Origin of the sequence: Neisseria sp. HMSC31F04 (genome assembly GCF_001807735.1) — a bacterium.
Lineage (GTDB): Bacteria > Pseudomonadota > Gammaproteobacteria > Burkholderiales > Neisseriaceae > Neisseria > Neisseria elongata.
The window spans coordinates 1-2513 of sequence record NZ_KV790803.1 but is presented as its reverse complement, the minus strand read 5'-3'; the positions used below and the strand labels follow the sequence as shown (position 1 = coordinate 2513).

Below are 2513 nucleotides of genomic sequence, written 5' to 3'. Positions count from 1 at the left end.
ACTTTCGTCATTCAATGACAGTAATCTTGTATCTTCAATATGCTCCTTCTTTTTTCTATTTTTCATATCTTTTTTAAAATCATAAACCAAATACATATCATCATCTAAATTTAAATAGCTCATTTTATATCTCCAATTTTTTCAAAATGAATAATCTGTTTCTCAAAAGTTTCTTTACCGCCAGCCCTACCCAGTCCTGTATTGACTACCCCTTTTCCTTTATTCACATATGGCTTTCCTTGGCCTTCAAGCTTAAATTGCACTTGTGTTTTTTCAGTCCAGCCCTTGCCTGTGCGGGGCAAATCCGGAAAGAGCCGATTTGTTGCCGAATTGCCTGTAGTACCAATCTTTTTTAAAACTTCCATGGTTCCTGGCTTGGTAGTAAATTTAACCAGTACCCCAGTATATCCCTGTTCGGAATATGCTTTAAGTGGGGAAATAAATGTTTCACTTGTCGCAGATAATTTTCCTTTCTGTTGGAATTCCATAAAATCTTCTTTAGACATGCGCCTATAAAAAATCTCATTACCATACTTATCTTTTTCCAATACTAGACTGTGTGGAGATTTTTTTATTCTTTCTCTATTGGCTTTATTTACCTGCTCTCTAGCCTTAACAGCTTCAATCCCTCTTGGATCTTGATCATAAATTTTCTTGTGAAGCTCTTTGTTAAAATTCGGATTATTTTTCCCTATATTGGGATCATATCTGTAATCTTTCGGTAGTTGCGGTTTCGGCAATGCCTTCTGTTCCCAATCCCGGCTGCTAAACACCCGTTTGCTTCCGTCGGGCCGTACCACTTTCACCGCATTGTCCGACCACGTTACCACAGAGCCTTTGGGTATCAGCTCTCCGTTGGCCAACCCAAACAGAATAGAGGAGATACGCCAACGTAATGCCGTTTCTTCTGCAGAAAGGCAGGCTGATGCATTAAAAAGGATGCAAACGTCTGGCCGCACCCGCCTGCCTGGGCAGCCACAAAAAGGAAAACCCGGCGCTGCTAGAGAAATGTCCTCTTCAGACAATCCGAATCAAACAGCCGAGGCTTTTGCACGTCGATATTTAGGCAGGAAACCTACACTAATGGAACGAGTCGAAGGTGAAAAATTATACGGAGGTAAATGTGTGGGCTGTTGGAAAGCGCAAATGCCGGACGGAACCTTTGTGGTGTATAGACCAGCAGGTAATGCTTCTATGACCAAGGGAACTACTGCGTCTGTTGATATTAATAACCCAACATTAAATAACTTAAATATTAATTTAAAAGGCAAGCCAACAGAGTTAAAATTTAAATTCCCTGCTAGATAAGGATGTTTTAATGAATTTAGAGACAGCAGAAAATATTCAATGCGAATTTGAGTATTTAGCATTAGATGGTTATTTTCCAATGCATTTTGCATCGCATGGTCAAGGAAACAAAGATTGGCAATTTGCAGTTGAATTCATATATAGATTATTAATATGTCAATTAGCAACTCTTGAACCTATCAACTTTGAAACGAAAAATGATATTTTAGACTTTTGCCATAATTTAGCAAAACAAAGTCCTTTTAATAATGATAATGAGGTGTGGTATCAGGGGGAAATTGTATTAACAAAAAAAGGGATAGATTTAATAAAGGAATATATTCCAGGGGCGTTTGAAGAGTGGAATGGAAAGAAATTTGAATTAAACATTCCTTTCATTAAAACATTAAAAAATATATTTGTTAATTATGAGGTAGCATGGGATGAGAATAATCCACTATTCCCCATTATATCTTTTAAATATTGAATAAGCGGCATATAGGACAAAAAAGGGGCTAGAAGCCCCTGCAAGCCTTATCCTGCAAGACTTTAAGCGGAGTCGAAGGTTTTGAACACAAAAAATTCCCTTTTTGCTGCCCAAAACAAGTCAAAAAGAACGGCAGGCAAACCGGCAGGCAGTGTTAAAATTAATTAATTTTTTCAGAAGGGTAAACTTATGAGAATAAATGAACGACAAGCATCTGCTATTCAGGATGTATTTCGAAAATTAGCTTTTGTTGATACAGAACCTGTAGACCTTCCCAATTCAGGGATTGATTGGCAGGAAACAGTAGAGATTATTTACCGGCTGTTTACCTTGAGATGGATGGAATTTTGGCCGCAGAAAGAGATTACGGATGAAGACATCTGGGAGTATTGCCGGAATCTTGCCCGTTATGATCCCGATGCAGATCTTTATTTGAAAAGTCAAGAATTTGATCGTTGGTGGGGATATTATTGGCTTACATATATTAACCTTACCTCTAAGGGAGAATTATTTTATTTTAAATATTTTGATCCCGAAGTAGTGAACAGTGCAGAAGACGACAATGCCGTGAATCCCACCTTTATCGATCATCTTGAAAGCATCTTTGAAGAAAACGATATGCCGTGGGGTAAGATATTTTTTCCCGTACAGAGTATCGAGTAAGCATAGAATGCAGCTGAGGCTTTTGCACGCCAATTGCCGCAACCAGCCGACGACCGCACCCGCGCCCTGCAGGGTC

The 2513-nt window shown here is 38.8% G+C and carries 2 protein-coding genes and 2 pseudogenes; 3 read left to right on the top strand and 1 reads right to left on the bottom strand.

The window, feature by feature from the left end; genetic code table 11:
• Positions 1 to 646: 646 nt before the first annotated feature.
• Positions 647 to 863 (bottom strand): annotated as a pseudogene (locus HMPREF3107_RS12805) (adhesin); the annotation flags it as partial.
• Between HMPREF3107_RS12805 and HMPREF3107_RS11475 the strand changes: the two are divergent.
• The 3 genes and pseudogenes from HMPREF3107_RS11475 to HMPREF3107_RS06240 form a co-directional block, all read left to right on the top strand.
• Positions 862 to 1308, top strand: a pseudogene (locus HMPREF3107_RS11475) (adhesin); the annotation flags it as partial. The pseudogenes HMPREF3107_RS12805 and HMPREF3107_RS11475 sit on opposite strands and share 2 nt — an antisense overlap.
• A 10-nt stretch (positions 1309 to 1318) precedes the next feature.
• On the top strand, positions 1319 to 1774 hold the full coding sequence (locus HMPREF3107_RS06245; RefSeq protein ID WP_070454313.1) for a hypothetical protein: 456 nt from the start codon (positions 1319 to 1321) through the stop codon (positions 1772 to 1774).
• 189 nt (positions 1775 to 1963) lie between these two features.
• The gene (locus HMPREF3107_RS06240) at positions 1964 to 2437 is read left to right on the top strand and encodes a hypothetical protein (protein WP_070454310.1); all 474 of its coding nucleotides are present in this window, start codon (positions 1964 to 1966) and stop codon (positions 2435 to 2437) included.
• Positions 2438 to 2513: the final 76 nt, after the last annotated feature.